The sequence below is a fragment of the Winogradskyella sp. SYSU M77433 genome, assembly GCF_029911945.1.
Lineage (GTDB): Bacteria > Bacteroidota > Bacteroidia > Flavobacteriales > Flavobacteriaceae > Winogradskyella.
Window position 1 is genome coordinate 294,911 of sequence record NZ_JARYTG010000004.1, and the last position, 1,110, is coordinate 296,020.

A 1,110-nucleotide genomic window follows, 5' to 3' on the forward strand; every position below is an offset into this window, starting at 1 on the left:
ACCGTTGCCATCTACAAACGTATCTACTATGGCTACGTTACTTAAGCTGACGTTACCGTTGTTCGTTACTGTTATCGTATACGTTACTGTATCTCCTAAACTTGCTCCTGTTGGTGCTACATCGTTAGTGATAGTAGCTACTTTTACGGCTTCTATCTGTGGACTCTCTGGTAATAATGTATTTGTTGGATCATTATCACTTGTTGGGTCTGTAGGATCATCACTATCATCATTCAATATATTATTCATTGGATCTATAGCTTCAACAGACGCTTGATTTGTTACTATACCCGAATCAATATCTTCTTGAGTAATTGCATATGTTGCTGTATAAACTATACTTCCTGTACCTACAACTAAATCCTGTAAATCACCTTCTCCATCTTCATCACTTCCTCCACTATTATAAATAGGTGTAGGTAATATACCTGTGCCTGTAAAGTTTGACGAATTTTCGTTTACATCTATATCATAAATAGTAACATCTCCAGTATTTGTCACTGTATAAGTATAAGTAATTATATCACCTACACTCACTATTCCATCTATACCTAAATCTAAACTACTAGTCTTAGTTATATTAAAATCTGGATTTTGAGTTAAAATAGTTACCGTTGGATCGTTCGTTGGATCTCCATCCGTATTACCCTGACCATCGGCGGTCTCAACGGTCTCGTCTCCTGCATCCGATACATCGACAACGTCATCTGTGCCGCTTGGGCTATCTCCCGTTGCCGTGGCACTGTTCTCTATGTAACCTGCGTCGATGTCGGATTGTGTGATCGTCTGTTCTACTGTGACTATAGCACTTGATCCTGGTGCTAAACTTGCGATTGGGCTGCCTACAATACTGCCTGCATCGGCGTTCGCATCTGTTATATCTATGTTGCTTACCGTTAAATTACCTGTGTTGGTCACTACAATATCATATTCTATAACGTCTCCTAAGGAACTGCCACTTACTGTAACGGTCTTGGTCACTGTTAATTCTGGACATTCTGCTTCAACCAAAACAATAGGATTATTAGATACACCTATACATGTAGGCATCGACTGATATCTAACTGCTGGTGTATAAGTTGATGAGGGCAAGTTATTAAACACATTAGA

At 39.1% G+C, this 1,110-nt stretch carries 1 pseudogene; it reads right to left on the reverse strand.

Annotated features, from left to right (window positions below):
- Positions 1-1,110 (reverse strand): annotated as a pseudogene (locus QGM60_RS10165) (hypothetical protein); the annotation flags it as partial.